The following is a 14675-nucleotide window of genomic DNA, read 5'->3' as shown; positions in this document are numbered from 1 at the left end:
GCAGGACTGAGATGAGCGAACAGCGGAAGTGATCCTCCCACGGATAATGAGTTATTCGTAAGCGCTCTAAAATTGAATGGTTCGAATTATCGAAACACTTAGATTTCAAGTGCCGCAAGGATTGTGGCTTCCATTTTCTCCGGGGTGGTGAACGGTGCAAACCGCTTGAGCGGTTTACCGTCGCGACCGATCAGGAACTTAGTGAAGTTCCACTTGATTCGCCCACCCAGCACGCCGGGCAATTCGTTTTTCAGATAACGGAACACCGGGTGCGCTGTGGTGCCGTTGACGTCTACTTTCTCGAACATCGGGAAGTTCACGCCATAGTTAATGTGACAAGTCTGCGCGATTTCGTCGGCGTTGCCGGGTTCCTGTTTACCGAACTGGTTGCAGGGGAAGCCCAGTACCACCAAACCCTGGGCGGCGTATTTTTGGTAGAGCGCTTCAAGGCCGCCGTATTGTGGCGTGAAGCCGCAATGGCTGGCGGTATTAACGACCAGAACCACCTTACCTGCGTAGTCGGCCATAGCGATAAGCTGGCCACTCAGGTTGGTGGCTGTAAGTTGATGAAAGGGCGTCATATCGGAATCCTCAAATCCCATCTAGCAACATAAACTCGCGCCACTCGGCTGTACCCAAAGAAAGAGAGCAGTGCATTGTAGTCCCCCCTAAATTTAGTCTTACCGCGTAGTAGAGTTCTCTGGTTAAAATACAACCAATGGCGGCTCAGCGTGGCGGTGAGTTGGTGGATGTACGTTCGTTAAAATTCAAAAAGGTGGTTGCTCACCATTTTGATGGTAAACGCCTGTGTATATGAAAGACGCGTAGAATCTGGATCATATTATTTTTCACTCGGTAGGGGATGATGTAGGGGGAGTGCGTTAACACCAGCTCACGCGTTCCTGGCACACGGCCTGGCCTTCCCATTGCTGGCTGTTGCGGTAGTAATTCCGTTACTCTTTGAACTTCATCTACAAACTGGCTGGCGGCTTGTGGATCGTCCTGCGCGATATAGCGGTACTCGGCTTCCAAATTGGCCGCAGCCTTACGCAGCCATTTAATTTCCATGTCTTGCCGTACCTAACTTCCTAAACAGGTTATTCATTTCATCTGATGAGACAAAATCACCCGCATCGGCTTCTTTAATGGCTTGCTCGATCTCTGCTATCTGCCAGGCTTCCCGCGCAAGATAGTCTTCAATGGCTTGCCCAGCCAGAAAAGAGCGGGTACGCCCTGTAGCTTTAGCCAGCGCATCAAGCTGCGCGGTTGTTTCATCATTTAAGCGAACGGACATGACGCCCATATTTTCACCTCACTACGTTGTATGTTTTGTATACATTGTAGTTACTAGGGAGATTGGCGGCAAGCGGCTACTTAATACTGTAAGTAGCCCTCTTGGAAAACGGGAAAAATCTTACGTTAAGCTTTCATAACAGGCAGCTTTGAGAGTGAAGCGGAAGTTCGAAATTGTTCTCTCAGTCGGTGGCGGAATTACTCACATTGCCGTGTTTTAATCAATGGGGAGCCGGTCACGGTTGCCCAGTGAATATCTTCAGGCCGCGAGAATTGCAGAATGCTGACGAAGATGATTTTGGAAAAGCTCGGCATAATCTGATGATACAGCGGCTTTTACGCTTTCCCTTTTCGCAAGTGCAGCTATCCATGCGCAAGTACGCGGAAGTCCCTCAAAAATCGCCTCAGATACTGATGCATCGATGATGGAGAAGTAACGGAAAATAGGCGCGTAGACCGCATCAACCATACTGAATTCGGCACCAGAGAAATAAGGCCCTAAGCTCAATTCGGATTCAATACGTTCAAGTTGCTCACGGAACACTGCGCGTTTGCTGTCTGCGATGGCTTGATCAGTTGCATTTAAAAATTGCCATGCATTTCCAAGCATTGATGTAGAGAACTCGATCCATGCGCGCTGTCTGGCTCTGACTAATCCATCGTCAGCATACATCGAATTACCGTCTTGCGTTTCATTAAGGTACTCGCAGATCACCATGCTCTCGAAAATAATGGCATCTTCGCCGTTTGCCTGACGCACTTTAAGTAACGGCACCTTGCCTGTGGGTGACAGAGCAAGAAACCAATCAGGCTTCGCCGATAGGTCTACATTTACGCGTTCAAATGGCACATTTTTTTCGAGAAGAACGATCGCTGAACGCTGCACAAAGGGACATAGCGGGTGGCTAATCAGTGTTAGGTCATGGGTAGACATCTCAAACTCCAGATAAAATGATGGCCCGCCGCCATAAAAGGTGGCGGGCTTGATGAACGGTAAATCTTATTTTGGTGGCTTAGATTGAAACGCCGCCGTCGATGATGATTTCTGAACCCACGGTCCAGGCAGACTCATCAGATGCGAAGTAAAGTACCGCTTGCGCGACTTCTTGAGGCTTACCAAAACGACCGGCAGGGATGGTTGCAACGATATCTTTCATCACTTGATCATGATATTCCACTGGAATCCCCGCCTTATCGTAAAGCGGTGTATCAACAGGGCCTGGGCTCACTGCGTTGATACGAATTCCACGAGAAAGTAACTCGTTAGAAAGTGTTTTTGACATGTTCAGCAATGCCGCTTTGGTTGAGCCATAAACGGAAGAGTTCTCAGGTCCGGTGTGCGCATTTACAGAGGTATTAAAGACCACTGATGCAGAGCCTGCGAACACTGGCAGCAGTGCCTGCATCAGGAAGTAAGGGCCTTTAACGTTGATATCATAAATACGGTCGAACATCTCTTCTGTCCATACTTCGATGGGCATGTACATTGATATACCCGCATTCAGGAAAGCGATATCCAGTTCACCAAAGTGTTGCTTAACCGTTTGCGCCAGCGCTTTCTGTGCATTCACATCAGCGGAATCAGCGCTCACGACTAACACATCATTACCCAGTTCTACTTTCGCCTTTGCGATAGAATCAGGGTTGACACCAGTAACAATTACGCGTGCGCCTTCTGCCACAAACAGCTTCGCTGTTTCAAGACCAATACCACTTGTTCCACCCGTAATCAGTGCGCGTTTACCTTGTAATCTAGACATGTGAAAATCTCCTGTTAGTTTTAACAACTAATCGGCGAATGACCGATTTGATAGCCACTATAATTTCATGCTCACATGGTGATAAGATTGTATTTTCAAATATGTTCCATGCATTAAAAGCATGAATGGATTTTAGGATGGACAGATTACTTTTGATGACATGCTTTGTCCGTACCGCTGAAACAGGCAGCTTTTCCGCAGCGGGTAGGGATTTAGGCTTAGGGCAACCGAACGTGAGTCGTCATGTTGCAACCCTCGAAGAGCATTTGCAGACCCGATTACTTCACCGATCAACCCGCAAGCTTTCCCTGACGCCTGAAGGAGAACGTTATTATCTGGAAGCAAGGCGTATTCTGGAAGCCGTCGAAGAGTCAGAGTCTTCTTTCAGAGAAAATGTTACACCCACAGGGCTATTACGCGTTGCTTGCCCCACAGCATTGGCTCACACATTCTTAGTTCCACACATCCCAGATTTTTTAGAACGCTACCCTGAGCTAACACTCGAGCTACAGATTAATGACCGCTATATCAACCTCGTTGATGAAGGGGCTGAGCTGGCAATCCGCATTGGACACCTGGAGGACAGTGCTATGCGTGCCCGCAGACTTGGCATGTATGAGCGAGTCTGTGTTGCCAGTAACAAGTACTTAGCTAAACATGGAACTCCTAATACCCCAGAGGATTTAAAAAAACATGATTGTTTGATCTATACCTTGCTAACAACAGGAGCTACCTGGAGATTTCAGGATATCAATGTCCCTATTTCTGGTCGGCTCAGGGTCAATTCACCCGAAGCCGTACAGAAATTTGTCAATGCCGGGGTTGGGATCGCACAGGGCCCAGAATGGCTGTTCGAGGAGGGACTGGCAAATGGCAACTTACAATTATTACTGACTGATTACACTGCACCACCCGTTCCCATTCAAGCCGTTTATGTTGCTAATCGACTTTTACCAAAACGGGCGATTGTGTTCATGGATTTTGTTGCTGAAATTTTTGAAAAAAATCCCGCATTCAAAGTTTACCAACTCAATGAAATGAGCCTGAGATAACGAACATATCTGAATCATTAGTAAAATTTAGTCAATCTTAGGCTGTGTCCCTTAACTGACCGGCTCCCCATAAAGTATGTAGTCGTCGCGAATGACGGAGAAACTGGCTTGTGATGCGCTGCAAATGGCGCTCTGGTGTCGTAAGCGACCGAAAAACGTTATTGTCCATATCGACCGTGACAGTCTCCGTATCCGAGTTAGATTTATATTAATTTTTTGTTTTTTCTAGCGAATTTATGGATGATATTTTTTTTAACTCTTTTAGATAATCTGGATTATGCTCAATTAACCAATGTAATACCTTGTTGTTATCTAATAACTTCTTTATATATGATTTTGCAATGACAAACTTTAGTGTGTTAGCTCCATAAATTTCCTCTATTCGATTTGTTTCATTTTGTATCGTTGCCATTTCTCTTTCTAGACGCTGTATGTTTTTTCTTGTCTCTGATGTTGTTAAGGAATTTTCTTTTCCTTTAATTAATAAATCTGGCTTTGTACCATTCAATAGTGACAGGGCAAAGTTTCTACTATAGTTATCGAAACTTATCATCATATTAGCTGCTTCTATTTGACGTATTGGCTTCATCTTTTTTATTACATTAAAAATTGCTCTGGGGGTATGTTTATCGGATAGTAAAGAAATGACCTTTGGATCTATCCCATCAAGAAGTTTAGATCTTCCTTTAAGTGTATCAATGGATATACCTAATGAAGAACTTAATTTTTCAATTGAAACTCTCTCCATGGCTATTTTTAACATCTTTTGCTCTTGAATAATGGTTAATCTATTTACATGTTTATTGGGTGTGTATGCATCATCCAGGGTAGATATAAGACATGCGACACTATCTAAACCAATTTCTTTCATTGCCTCTACTCTTAAATGTCCATCGAGTATTTTTATTGTTTCCCCATTATTTTCCGGATAAACGATTATTGGTTCTATTAGCCCTATCTCTTCTATTGATGTTTTTATTTGAATGTATTTTATGCTTTTTTTTACATTTGGAATTAAATTCTTTGACGGCGTGAGTTTTTGTATGTCTATATCAATAAACTCTTTTCCAAAGCAAAATTTTATCATTTTATTAACCTCTGTTAAGAATTGAGTCTATGATTAATGTTGGTATGTCATTTAAGTTTTCTGACTTCAATATTTGGATGAAATCATCATGTGAAATAAGCTCCTGAATGATCTGTTTAATTAATGTGAGATTTTCTAATACATATTCCGATCTCGCATGTAATGATTTATGTTTATCAATATTTTCTTGGTAAACGTCCATCAATTCCTCTGGAGACATTTTTTTCTGATTTTTATTGTGAATGTATTCTATATTCTTGCTTCCTTTATTTCCTTCACTTCTTCTGTCAAGAATATTTCTTATTTTTATAACATCTCTGCTTTTTATTAATCCTTTTTCATAAGCATCAAGAAATAGTTGCTGAGATTCTTCTGTATTACTCCTTGCAAATTCCACTGCTAAATATAATGGGATTTTTCTGGTTTCTACAGCAGTTAACAATTTTTGTTCACCCTTTGCAAGAAGCATGGTTATATTATTAACCCAATTTTTTGAATAGCCTAAATGTTCTCCAATCTCTGAGTCTGACATACCTCGTGATTTCATATCTCTGACTACTTCAAATAACTCTACTGTCCTGGGGTTCCGCCTGGCAATGTTTTCAGCAAGACTCATGATATATCCCGTTTCCTCGCCAACATCTTTGACAATCGCAGGGATATATTTTTCACCTAATTTAACCAGTGCTTCCAACCGTCCCTGCCCACAGATTAATGCATACTCAAAATTTTTATCTTTCTTAAAGAAACGGGTTTTCTTAGTCCTGTCTTTTCAATATTCTCTTTTATCTCATTATGAATGAATTTATTTCTTGTTCTTGGGTTTGATATTTTTATTAATGATATTTCAACTAAGACTATTTGATGACTATCAGATGATGCTCTTCTCATAAAGCCTCCGATATAACTGTTCTTTCTATCATATGATAAAATTTTTCCAGATTATCAAAGCGATAAAAATCAAAATGAAAAGTGTTCTTTTCTGAGAGCATTATTCGCTCAAACAGGATGTCCAGAGAAGGGAATATATAATAATCTACTGGGGTTTTATTAATGCTGTCCATTCTGACAACTATACTTACATCAGGCTTTAATGAATTCTCAAACCTTATTTTCCAACGTAGTCTGCCAGAAGGCAGTTTTTTACAACGCGCTATTATGAATGAAATACTGAGGTTGTCGTTTATTAATATTAATGGTGAATGGGATTCAGTATCAACTGAGTTGTTAAGTGCAGTTAATTTCTTTCGGAAGTTATCAATTTCAATATAATGGTAATTTCTGAGGTGTTTATTTATTTCAATGTATTGATAATCGTGTTCAGGTCGATAGCCTATTATTTCATAGGCTCGTAACAACCCCCCAAACCTGTTTTTGAATACTGAGCTGGAAGGGCCAGTGTCATCCTCGTCAATGATAACTCCAGAAAGCTTTCCCTTTTCTTTAAGTTTTGTTTTTAAATACTCTAAAAGCTGTTCATTTGTTAGGTGATGAGATCGTGAAAGTATTATTTCTTTAGCTAAAATGAATTTTTTATTTGAAATTATTGGTGTGAAGGCGTTTTCGCATATTATCCATTCTGACTTAGGGTTTTTTATGAATTTTTTCTTAAGTTTATAAGATGTTTTATTATAAACGTTATGGCCAATGTATTTTTCATTGGTTAATATTTGATGTATTTTAGATCTCGACCAGATAGTTCCGTTTTCTGCATTTATTCCTCTTTCATTTAGTATATTAGCTATTATAAATTCAGGCATGTTTTTGAAAATAAACATATCATATATTTCATTTACGATCTTTCGTTCATTTTTCGGACCAGGAATTAGAATTACCCTATCAGTTTGAATACTCTTTCTTTTACCAAATAACAAAATTTCTTTTGGGGTATGTTTTTCATCAATAAGTTGTCGTCTTAACCCATATCCAGGAGTGCCGCCTTGATGGTAGCCACGTTTGATTAGGTTGACCTGTCCTGCATAAACTTTGTCTGATAGATTTTTACTGAGATCCGCAGCCCCTGCGCGTTTGAGACTCAGCATTAGCATTGCTTCAAGAGGGTGCTCTTTTGTTGGTATATGCTCAGCACAGAAAATGACATCAACCCCATTCATTTTGAGAATATGGCTGTAATAACCAGCTTCATCGATGTCTTGAAAACGACCAAAACGGCTTACGTCATAGACGAGGACTGCTTGGATTTTTATATTGCGGTAAATGACATCGTTCAACAGTTTCTGAAGTGCTAAACGCCCTAAGATTGTTACACCACTTTTGCCTGCATCATCATAAGTATGAGTGATGATCATGTTATGTTTATCTGCGTAGTCTTTGATGAATGTAGCTTGATTATGCAGCGAATATTGTTGGTGCTCAGTGGACATCCGAAGATACTGAGCGACTTTAATTTTTTGTTTTTCAACAGAATTTAATTCCATGATCTTAGCTCTACGCAATCTCAGGAAAGTTTCACACCCGCAACAATTGATCAAAAATCAACCAAATACAATATTTTTTTGCCATCAGGGTTTGAGCATGTTAGGTAAGAAATGAGGGAAGTATTGAGGCAGGACATCCGCCAATGAAGTGGGGCTGATAGCTGTACCTGACCGAGATGAGGATTACACAGAGAGAAGTCGATAATCGGTTTTTCTGGGCTTCTTCTGTCCGGTTCTTATGCCGTAAATCTGGTGTGTCCTGGTGCCTGAGCATCAATACCCTCTTCTTTAACCAGCCGTCTGTGACGATTAATGGTATCCCATGACACGCTGCTCAGGCGCCAGGCTTCTGCTACGTTGTAAGCGGTGCTGAAGATAGCGCGCAAGCCGTGGGACACCAGCACGCCTTTGTAGCCCATGCGACGCAATGCGGCGTTAGCAGTTTGGCTGTTCATCGGCTGTTTGGGGTCTTTAGCGGAAGGGAACAGATATTCCCGGTGGCCGCTGATTGGCTTCATGGCGTCCAGAATGGCTAACGCTTGTGGGGGCAGGGGAATGACGTGCTCGCGGCGCATCTTCATGCGGCCAGCCGGGATTGTCCAGGTGTTCTGCGTAAGGTCTATCTCGCTCCAGCGGGTTTCTGCGGCTTCAGCCGGGCGGGCAACGGTCAACAATTGCCATTCAATCAATAACCGGGTTTGTAGCTCGATGCTGGTGACCGATAGCGTTTTCATCAGGCCAGGTAATGCCTCTGGCCGGATGGTCGGCATATGGGTTTTCACCGGCGTCTGAAACGCTTTGCGGATCTTCGCTGCCGGGTTAGCCGGTATCAGGCCGGAGTTAACGGCATAGTCCATCACTTCGTTAATACGCTGGCTAACCCGTTTAACGGTTTCCAGTTTGCCGCTGGCCTGTATCGGTTCCAGCGCGGTGATGAAATGGCGTGCGGTAAGCTGGCTGATAGGCTGGTTTGCGATGAACGGGAACACGTATTTTTCCAGCGAACGCCAGATATCTTTAATGGTGTTCTCGGCCAGTGGTTGTGATTTTTTTACTTCATACCAGTCGGCGGAAACTTTGGCGAACGTGTTCCCTTTGGTCATTTCATCGCGCAGACGTTCGTTTTCACGGTTGATGAGCGGATCGATACCGTTTGCCAGTAACTGGCGCGTTTCGTCCCTCATGCGACGTGCATCAGCAAGGGACACTGCGGGGTAGGCACCGAATGCCATCATGGCACGTTTTTTAGTAGTGGGTTTGTAATAGCGAAAGCGCCAGAGCTTGGTATTGCTGACGGGCTTAATCAGCAGTTCCAGACCATCACCATCATAAAGCACGACCGGCTTATCGGTTGCTTTTGCTGCTTTAACTTCCGTATTGGTTAACGGTCTGGTTTGTCGTGCCATGAATCATTCCCTGTCTCGTTTAGGCATACGAGATTTAGGCATAGTGGCATGGTATGCCCAATCGTATGCCTAAATTTTTCGGGTAAAAACGTAGCAAACCGGCAGATAACAGGCAACAAAAAACCCGCAAACTCAGAGAGGATGCGGGTTTCTGTGGGGTTTCCGTTAGTAACCGGTACTGACGGCACGAGAGAAATTGAATTTATAGTTTAAATTATTGTTTATATTGGTTTGATTTTTTATTTATTTTTTTTCATATAACTAAAACGAAAAGTCACTCTGAAAAATGGTAGCGGTGAGTACGATTTTTTATCGCTTAGTAAGCCCTAACAGAATCAGCCAATTGTTACCTTTGACTACATGAAGTGTGGCTGCGTTACTTCTGATACAGTGTGTGGCTGATTAAAAGCATATAGCATTTGGTTGTATGTTATCTGAATCTGAGGTGTTTATGTGCATTGGCTACAACATGGAAAACGGCTGGCATATTGAAGTTAGTTTTGACGATTCACAAAAGCAGGTTGTCGCGGTTGCCAAAAACAACGATCAGCAGATAGCAACTACAGGTGCTGATTTTGATGAACTGATTGCGTCATTGAAAGATGCTGGCGTTCCTGGCTATGAAAGTAATTGGCGTGAACTGCGTTTCGTATTGTCAAAATATCTTTGATTATGATGCATGGTTTGCTTTTGCCTGGCGAAGCTCTAATATCATCATTTTTCGGGTGTGTTGCCATAAAATCCCATCTAGCAACATAAACTCGCGCCACTCGGCTGTACCCAGAGAAAGAGATCTGTGCATCAACTCGCCGACATGTTCAGCAAGGAGCAGGTTTCTTACTCGTAGCAATTGTAACTGCGTGAATCGCCCATTATCACCAGCCAAAGGAAAGAATGCCTGGCGGCTGCGTTCCCCATGTTTCACCGCATTAGTATTACCAACGGGAGCGCCTGCGCCTGTACGCTTCCCGCCCCAACCGGATGATCTTGATTGTTGGTTCTGTTTTTTGTCGTTTTTCATGGTAGCAGGGGAATTATGTTATGTCCGCTCGTCAGCATCTATAAAGTTGAACATTGCAGGCTAAGCGTGCATTAAATTTTAATAGATAAAATCTTTATAAATTTAGCTAGCTATGGTAGCTTTTCTCATACGGCTCTGCCTTAAATCTGTGAGGTTGTTTCGCCTCGAGGTATCTAATGTTAGCATATCATGCCATCGTTCATCGAATGGTTATTCGTTGTAAAAGTTTGTCAGCTATACGTTGCGTAAAGTGATTGGGCAGGGTCGTAATTTTACAATGCAGTACAACTATGGGGTGGGTTGTGTCTTTACATGACAAGTTATTGATACTTGGCTTGACTAATACTATCAAGGGTGTGAAAGACCCAATACCTGATTTGCCACGAATGGAGCCTGAACCCTATAAAGCTGGGAAGAAATTAAAGTGGGATAATAAAAAACTAGAAAACCACTCTCAGGCTTCAAAAGAAGAAATAATAGATATTTGTGAGAAAATTATAAATAAGGATATAGTTATCACTTCTGCAAATGATGTGGCTAATATTCTTGAGGTTCCGGTTGGGCAACTGCTATATATTCTATATCATAAGAAAGGTAATTATAGGCAGTTTGATATCGAAAAAAAAGGTGGAGGAAGTAGAACAATAAGTGCCCCTCAAGGAGGGATGGCAATACTTCAAGAAAAATTAAAGCCCATTATTGAGTATTTTTACCGACCAAAAAAATCTGCGCATGGTTTTATAATAGGGAAAAGTATATATACAAATGCTGCTAACCATACAAAAAAGAGATATGTGGTTAATATTGACTTGGAAGGGTATTTTGATTCAGTAACATTTGCAAGAGTGTATGGTATTTTTAAAAGTAAACCCTTCAATTTTTCTCACCCCGCCGCAAGCGTGTTAGCACAACTCTGTACCAGAGATGGTATTTTGCCACAGGGTGCTTGCACTTCACCAGCTCTTGCAAATTTGGCCTCTACTTCTCTTGATAAACAACTAACACAATTAGCGAGAAGAAAAAACATAACATACACAAGGTATGCTGATGATATTACTTTTTCCTTTAACCAAGAACAGATTAAAGATATTATAACGTTGGGTGATGAAGATGAATTTGAACTCAGTGAAACTGTTATATCTATAATTGAAAGGTGTGGATTCAAGGTAAATTTAAGAAAATTCAGGGTACAAGAAAAAAATGTATGTCAGAAAGTTACTGGATTAGTTGTAAATGAAAAGGTAAATATAGATAGAAAGTATCTTAGAGTTACTCGTTCTATGATCCACAAATGGAGAGAAGATAAATTAAAAGCATCTTTGATTTTTTTTGCTGCAAAAGGTTTGGAAACAATAAATAATGAACATGCTATTTCAATTTTTCGTAATCATATATATGGAAGGCTTAGTTTTATAAAAATGATTAGAGGTGACGATTTTCCTCTGTATCTTAAATTAATGGCTCAGATGAGCCATAATGACCCGAGAAAAACAAAAGAAGGATTACGAGCTATGAGAGTTACTGAGAATTATGATGTGTTCATTTGTCATGCAAGTGAGGATAAAGATACAATTGCTATTCCTATTTATGATGCGTTGGTGGCGTTGAACATATCGGCATTTATAGATCATGTTGAAATAAAGTGGGGAGACTCCCTTATTGAGAAAATAAATTCTGCGCTTGTTAAATCTAAATATGTAATGGCTATTCTATCTGCATCTTCTGTAAATAAAGATTGGCCTAGAAAAGAGTTGAATTCTGTTCTTGCTCGAGAGATTTCAGAGGGTAAAGTGAAGCTTCTGACCCTTGTAAAAAAGGAAGATGAGGAAATTGTCGCTAGTGTATTGCCATTATTACAAGATAAGCTCTACATGTCTTATGAAAATAACCCTCAGGATGTGGCGGAAAATATAAAATCCCTCTTGGAATAGCATCTTTGTTTTTCTAACTACATATACCCTGCTATTTTGGTATGAGATAAATTTCCATTACGCTTATACAACACATTGAGAAAATTATGTTTGACAAATTAATTCCTTATCTTCCTTTCATTGGTGTTGTCATTGGTGCCTCTTTACAATATTTTTTTACTCGGCATATAGAATATTCCCGCTCATTACGTGATATGAAGACAAAAGCATATACGGACTATTTAAAAAGCGTTAGCGAGCAAGCGCAAATATCATCGGGTGATATAGAAAAGTGTCGAGAAATTTTGGGGAAAACTGCCGATGCTAAAGGAAGAATCTGCCTATATGGTTCCGCTCCGGTAATTCAGGCATTCGCCGAATTTGAAAAATTAGGTGCATCCATGAGCACTAAACTTCAACGAGATGCTTTTATCACAATGGTGATGCTCATGAGAAAAGACGCTGGCTTAAAGAAACTCCCAACAGAATCTGATGTTAGTATTGTTTTACTCGGTCACAGATAGAAACTATCCTCCAATTTACCATTTCAAGCACGTTCCCCACCCTGTTTCCCGCCGCGCCGACTGCGCAAAAAACCTTAACATTTCTATACATGCGTACCGACCAAAAAATTGATTTCAAATTGAATAAAATCAGGTGTCGCGCGGGTTGCAGCGTGGTTCGCAGTTCGCACAGATATGCGCACCCACTGCGAACCACATTGCGCATTTAACCGTCGCCGTTCGGTTTCGTTTTGCGCACTTTTTCATTGACAGTGGATTAACCCATCATGATTTTTGTGTGCGCAAATGCTTATAGATAAGCAAAAGTGGTTTGGTTCGGTAGGTTCAGTCGGTTCACGTAGTCAACTGATTGATAGATAGGATAATTATTTTCAGAATTGAACCGACCTAGGGGTAGGTTCACGCGGTGTGAAAGTCGGTTCATTAAGCCAGCCAGAAAAGGGGCATTTGGTCAGGTCGGTTCAAAATGGCTAAAGTCGGTTCAGGGGCGGTTCACTATTCAAATTAAAATAGCGATAAATCAATGTATTAAAATAATGAACCGACTGAACCTACCGAACCGACCTTATTTTATCTTACCCGTGATTTACTCTTCTTCGTCGTCGAGCGTCATGAGCACCACAAAGCGTGGCTGCTTGCCGTCAATGCGCAGTGATTTACGTGTAATGCCTTTGGCGGGTTTATCCAGCATTCCAGCATCGGCCAGCACCTGGGCAAACGCAGCGGCATTCGCACCAGCGGCAATACGCCCCACCATAATTTGGGCGCAACTCGGTTTACGGACGTAAAAAAACCGCGTGATAAAAAAGCGGTCGTCCGCTTGTACATTCAGGCTGCTAAACCTGGTTGCCGATTTTGCGGCAACGAAATAACGATAAGCCAGAGGGCTTGCTATCGTCAATACGTTTTGTATTGGGTTTGCTAAGCGCTGCGCACTTTCCATAGTGATAGAAATAGACTAGCTATTGTGTATAAAAAGGGCTGCTACCTGATTTTTGGCGTAGCAATGCCTGTTCCAGCTAATGCCAGATGTTTGGATCATCATATTTGGGGATTCCGATATGCCGCTATCGCGGCAATAAAAATGAAGGGTTGGCTTATGCGTGTTCGGATTGCTGATCGCGTTCAGCAATCCGTTGTGACAGCCAGGTGTTAACCTCATCTTCAAACCAACCTACGCGGCGCAGGCCAATACGAAAGCCTTTCGGGAATTCCCCGGCGTTGATCATTTCCTGAAAGCTGCTGTCAGAGCTGACACGCAAAATAGCTTTCACTTCTTTTTTCAGCAGGATTTTTCTTTCTAACAGACTCATAAACAAGGATCTCCAGTAAAACCGATGCTATCCGTTCGGTACGAATAGTTAACCGGGATTACCGGTCAAAGTGTGGTAAGTCGGGGGAAATAGTTGGCTGGGTCAGAAATAGAGTTAGGTAATGAGTGGTGTCGGTTTGGTAACGGCCAGAATCTGATCTGGCCGTTATTCTGTCTGTGATCGTCAATTATGCGTCTGGGCTAAACGACATGGCTGCCAGCGCTTCGCCAATTAACTTACGAAAAGATTCTGTTTTGTCGGGTTCACCGGTGCCAAGTGCGCAACTCACCGCAAGCGCTGCATCTTCCGCCAGTTTTTTCTGATTCAGCTTGTTGCCCCACTTATAAACACCACCACTTTTACCTTCAAGCGCCTTTGCCAAACCCGCGATAAGAAGTAATGCGGTATCACGATTGGCGAATTCACCCCAATTTTCTGGTAATGGCGTGTCTTTTTTGGGATCGGAAAAGCCATACCAGGGTGAATCATCAGCAAGTAATTGGTTAGCCCACGGCCAAATCTCGGTAGCCAGGAAGGTGGCATCGTGAATTTCCGTGTGTTGATTGATAGTGTCTACGTCAATCTTGGTTGTCCATATGTTGGTGGTGTCGCCCCATGCGTGTGTCGCTGAGGCGCGGATCGGCTTTATTACGCCAAATCTGACCGCCTGAAAAATGGTTTGTAGATAGTTTTCGGTTTCAGCTTCATGGTGGTAATAGGGAACGGAGTCAGGCAGAAAGTCATCAACGCAGTAAGATACAGGCGCATCTTCGTTACCTTGCGATGCCATAACGCTAGGCTGTGTCCCTTAACTTAACAACCGCTTTAAAAATAACCTGATCGCTCCCAGTTTTAGCATACTCAGGTAGTT

At 42.1% G+C, this 14675-nt stretch carries 17 protein-coding genes; 4 read left to right on the top strand and 13 right to left on the bottom strand.

Going from position 1 to position 14675, the window contains the following annotated elements; translation table 11 throughout:
- Nucleotides 1-98: 98 nt before the first annotated feature.
- The 5 genes from FDP13_RS19940 to FDP13_RS19920 form a co-directional block, all read right to left on the bottom strand.
- Entirely contained in the window at nucleotides 99-581 is a 483-nt protein-coding gene (locus FDP13_RS19940) for a glutathione peroxidase (RefSeq protein WP_143840249.1), read from the bottom strand.
- Between the two features lie 202 nt (nucleotides 582-783).
- Nucleotides 784-1068 (bottom strand): type II toxin-antitoxin system RelE/ParE family toxin, encoded by a 285-nt coding sequence (locus FDP13_RS19935; RefSeq protein ID WP_012770155.1) that lies wholly within the window; start codon nucleotides 1066-1068, stop codon nucleotides 784-786.
- Entirely contained in the window at nucleotides 1058-1303 is a 246-nt protein-coding gene (locus tag FDP13_RS19930; protein ID WP_012770154.1) for a CopG family ribbon-helix-helix protein, read from the bottom strand. Before FDP13_RS19930 ends, FDP13_RS19935 begins: the two co-directional genes overlap by 11 nt.
- 249 nt (nucleotides 1304-1552) lie before the next feature.
- Nucleotides 1553-2227: a glutathione S-transferase family protein gene (locus FDP13_RS19925; RefSeq protein ID WP_143840248.1), complete on the bottom strand. Its 675-nt coding sequence runs from the start codon at nucleotides 2225-2227 to the stop codon at nucleotides 1553-1555.
- A gap of 79 nt (nucleotides 2228-2306) precedes the next feature.
- Nucleotides 2307-3053 carry an SDR family oxidoreductase gene (locus FDP13_RS19920; RefSeq protein ID WP_143840247.1) on the bottom strand — a complete coding sequence of 249 codons (747 nt, stop codon included), beginning with the start codon at nucleotides 3051-3053 and terminating at the stop codon, nucleotides 2307-2309.
- Nucleotides 3054-3190: 137 nt separating this feature from the next.
- Between FDP13_RS19920 and FDP13_RS19915 the strand changes: the two genes are divergently transcribed.
- The gene (locus tag FDP13_RS19915) at nucleotides 3191-4105 is read left to right on the top strand and encodes a LysR family transcriptional regulator (RefSeq protein WP_143840246.1); all 915 of its coding nucleotides are present in this window, start codon (nucleotides 3191-3193) and stop codon (nucleotides 4103-4105) included.
- Between the two features lie 208 nt (nucleotides 4106-4313).
- Here the strand turns inward: FDP13_RS19915 and FDP13_RS19910 are convergent, their stop codons facing one another.
- From FDP13_RS19910 to FDP13_RS19895, 4 genes are all read right to left on the bottom strand, one after another.
- A complete protein-coding gene (locus tag FDP13_RS19910) occupies nucleotides 4314-5192 on the bottom strand; it encodes a plasmid partitioning protein RepB C-terminal domain-containing protein (RefSeq protein ID WP_143840245.1) in 879 nt (292 codons plus the stop codon).
- A 4-nt stretch (nucleotides 5193-5196) separates the two neighbouring features.
- On the bottom strand, nucleotides 5197-5886 hold the full coding sequence (locus FDP13_RS19905; RefSeq protein ID WP_370512565.1) for a ParB/RepB/Spo0J family partition protein: 690 nt from the start codon (nucleotides 5884-5886) through the stop codon (nucleotides 5197-5199).
- Between the two features lie 193 nt (nucleotides 5887-6079).
- Nucleotides 6080-7630 carry a recombinase family protein gene (locus tag FDP13_RS19900; RefSeq protein ID WP_234424449.1) on the bottom strand — a complete coding sequence of 517 codons (1551 nt, stop codon included), beginning with the start codon at nucleotides 7628-7630 and terminating at the stop codon, nucleotides 6080-6082.
- A gap of 236 nt (nucleotides 7631-7866) precedes the next feature.
- The gene (locus FDP13_RS19895) at nucleotides 7867-9036 is read right to left on the bottom strand and encodes an integrase domain-containing protein (RefSeq protein WP_143840244.1); all 1170 of its coding nucleotides are present in this window, start codon (nucleotides 9034-9036) and stop codon (nucleotides 7867-7869) included.
- Between the two features lie 427 nt (nucleotides 9037-9463).
- On the opposite strand from FDP13_RS19895, the gene FDP13_RS19890 reads away from it, so the two are divergent.
- Nucleotides 9464-9706 (top strand): hypothetical protein, encoded by a 243-nt coding sequence (locus tag FDP13_RS19890; protein WP_143840243.1) that lies wholly within the window; start codon nucleotides 9464-9466, stop codon nucleotides 9704-9706.
- Here FDP13_RS19890 and FDP13_RS19885 read toward each other — a convergent pair whose 3' ends face one another.
- Nucleotides 9707-10057, bottom strand: coding sequence for a hypothetical protein (locus FDP13_RS19885; RefSeq protein WP_143840242.1), 351 nt, complete (start codon nucleotides 10055-10057; stop codon nucleotides 9707-9709). It lies immediately after the preceding gene.
- A gap of 302 nt (nucleotides 10058-10359) precedes the next feature.
- Between FDP13_RS19885 and FDP13_RS19880 the strand changes: the two genes are divergently transcribed.
- Entirely contained in the window at nucleotides 10360-11988 is a 1629-nt protein-coding gene (locus tag FDP13_RS19880; protein WP_234424448.1) for a TIR domain-containing anti-phage reverse transcriptase, read from the top strand.
- A gap of 86 nt (nucleotides 11989-12074) precedes the next feature.
- Nucleotides 12075-12491 carry a hypothetical protein gene (locus tag FDP13_RS19875; protein ID WP_143840240.1) on the top strand — a complete coding sequence of 139 codons (417 nt, stop codon included), beginning with the start codon at nucleotides 12075-12077 and terminating at the stop codon, nucleotides 12489-12491.
- A gap of 586 nt (nucleotides 12492-13077) precedes the next feature.
- Here FDP13_RS19875 and FDP13_RS21720 read toward each other — a convergent pair.
- The 3 genes from FDP13_RS21720 to FDP13_RS19865 form a co-directional block, all read right to left on the bottom strand.
- Nucleotides 13078-13434 carry a hypothetical protein gene (locus FDP13_RS21720; protein WP_199886362.1) on the bottom strand — a complete coding sequence of 119 codons (357 nt, stop codon included), beginning with the start codon at nucleotides 13432-13434 and terminating at the stop codon, nucleotides 13078-13080.
- Nucleotides 13435-13588: 154 nt separating this feature from the next.
- Nucleotides 13589-13804 carry an AlpA family transcriptional regulator gene (locus FDP13_RS19870; protein ID WP_143840239.1) on the bottom strand — a complete coding sequence of 72 codons (216 nt, stop codon included), beginning with the start codon at nucleotides 13802-13804 and terminating at the stop codon, nucleotides 13589-13591.
- A 187-nt stretch (nucleotides 13805-13991) separates the two neighbouring features.
- On the bottom strand, nucleotides 13992-14594 hold the full coding sequence (locus FDP13_RS19865; protein ID WP_143840238.1) for a hypothetical protein: 603 nt from the start codon (nucleotides 14592-14594) through the stop codon (nucleotides 13992-13994).
- Between the last annotated feature and the right edge of the window lie 81 nt (nucleotides 14595-14675).

The sequence above is a fragment of the Dickeya sp. ws52 genome (genome assembly GCF_007210685.1).
In the GTDB taxonomy this organism is placed as follows: Bacteria; Pseudomonadota; Gammaproteobacteria; order Enterobacterales; family Enterobacteriaceae; genus Dickeya; species Dickeya chrysanthemi.
This window is presented reverse-complemented; position numbering and strand designations above follow the sequence as displayed.

What these genes read in the sequence shown, in the direction of transcription:
- FDP13_RS19940 (WP_143840249.1), bottom strand. Translation starts at nt 581, where the DNA reads ATGACGCCCTTTCATCAACTTACAGCCACCAACCTGAGTGGCCAGCTT.
- FDP13_RS19935 (WP_012770155.1), bottom strand. Translation starts at nt 1,068, where the DNA reads ATGGAAATTAAATGGCTGCGTAAGGCTGCGGCCAATTTGGAAGCCGAG.
- FDP13_RS19930 (WP_012770154.1), bottom strand. Translation starts at nt 1,303, where the DNA reads ATGGGCGTCATGTCCGTTCGCTTAAATGATGAAACAACCGCGCAGCTT.
- FDP13_RS19925 (WP_143840248.1), bottom strand. Translation starts at nt 2,227, where the DNA reads ATGTCTACCCATGACCTAACACTGATTAGCCACCCGCTATGTCCCTTT.
- FDP13_RS19920 (WP_143840247.1), bottom strand. Translation starts at nt 3,053, where the DNA reads ATGTCTAGATTACAAGGTAAACGCGCACTGATTACGGGTGGAACAAGT.
- FDP13_RS19915 (WP_143840246.1), top strand. Translation starts at nt 3,191, where the DNA reads ATGGACAGATTACTTTTGATGACATGCTTTGTCCGTACCGCTGAAACA.
- FDP13_RS19910 (WP_143840245.1), bottom strand. Translation starts at nt 5,192, where the DNA reads ATGATAAAATTTTGCTTTGGAAAAGAGTTTATTGATATAGACATACAA.
- FDP13_RS19900 (WP_234424449.1), bottom strand. Translation starts at nt 7,630, where the DNA reads ATGGAATTAAATTCTGTTGAAAAACAAAAAATTAAAGTCGCTCAGTAT.
- FDP13_RS19895 (WP_143840244.1), bottom strand. Translation starts at nt 9,036, where the DNA reads ATGGCACGACAAACCAGACCGTTAACCAATACGGAAGTTAAAGCAGCA.
- FDP13_RS19890 (WP_143840243.1), top strand. Translation starts at nt 9,464, where the DNA reads ATGTTATCTGAATCTGAGGTGTTTATGTGCATTGGCTACAACATGGAA.
- FDP13_RS19885 (WP_143840242.1), bottom strand. Translation starts at nt 10,057, where the DNA reads ATGAAAAACGACAAAAAACAGAACCAACAATCAAGATCATCCGGTTGG.
- FDP13_RS19875 (WP_143840240.1), top strand. Translation starts at nt 12,075, where the DNA reads ATGTTTGACAAATTAATTCCTTATCTTCCTTTCATTGGTGTTGTCATT.
- FDP13_RS21720 (WP_199886362.1), bottom strand. Translation starts at nt 13,434, where the DNA reads ATGGAAAGTGCGCAGCGCTTAGCAAACCCAATACAAAACGTATTGACG.
- FDP13_RS19870 (WP_143840239.1), bottom strand. Translation starts at nt 13,804, where the DNA reads ATGAGTCTGTTAGAAAGAAAAATCCTGCTGAAAAAAGAAGTGAAAGCT.
- FDP13_RS19865 (WP_143840238.1), bottom strand. Translation starts at nt 14,594, where the DNA reads ATGGCATCGCAAGGTAACGAAGATGCGCCTGTATCTTACTGCGTTGAT.